The 425-nt window shown below is 34.6% G+C and carries 2 pseudogenes; one reads left to right on the top strand and one right to left on the bottom strand.

What is annotated here, in order from left to right:
* Positions 1-93: 93 nt before the first annotated feature.
* A pseudogene (locus tag PVA17_RS25055) lies at positions 94-249 on the top strand (transposase); the annotation flags it as partial.
* Here PVA17_RS25055 and PVA17_RS25050 read toward each other — a convergent pair.
* Positions 206-425 (bottom strand): annotated as a pseudogene (locus PVA17_RS25050) (hypothetical protein); the annotation flags it as partial. The pseudogenes PVA17_RS25055 and PVA17_RS25050 sit on opposite strands and share 44 nt — an antisense overlap.

The following is a 425-nucleotide window of genomic DNA, read 5'->3' as shown; positions in this document are numbered from 1 at the left end:
CGATGCTTCTCCAAACAACGCAATGTATCACACAATTATTTTAGTCACGCTTTCCTTTATAATAAAAGAATTAATGTGCAGGTGGTGCCCCCGATGATTATAAATCAAGAAACCCTTAATTTAAGTCCATATATGGCGATCTACGATATTGTTGTGCCAAAAGATAATATACTTCGCTAAATCAATGAACTTGTTGATTTTTCATTCATTTTAGAAGAGTTAAAAACAAAATATTGTTTAGACAATGGAGACCTGAATGATGTTTTCTTGCATCCTCTAATCCCACCATCCCACGTTCTTTATATGTAGTACGCCAACGATAGGCTGCTTTATTTACGCGTGTCATGCCGATAATATCAATATCAAAACCTGCTTCAAGAAAAATTTCACGAGGGTATTTTCCCTTCTCAAATTCATCTATAAAG

This window comes from Lysinibacillus sp. CNPSo 3705, assembly GCF_028674935.1.
GTDB lineage: Bacteria > Bacillota > Bacilli > Bacillales_A > Planococcaceae > Lysinibacillus.
This window is presented reverse-complemented; position numbering and strand designations above follow the sequence as displayed.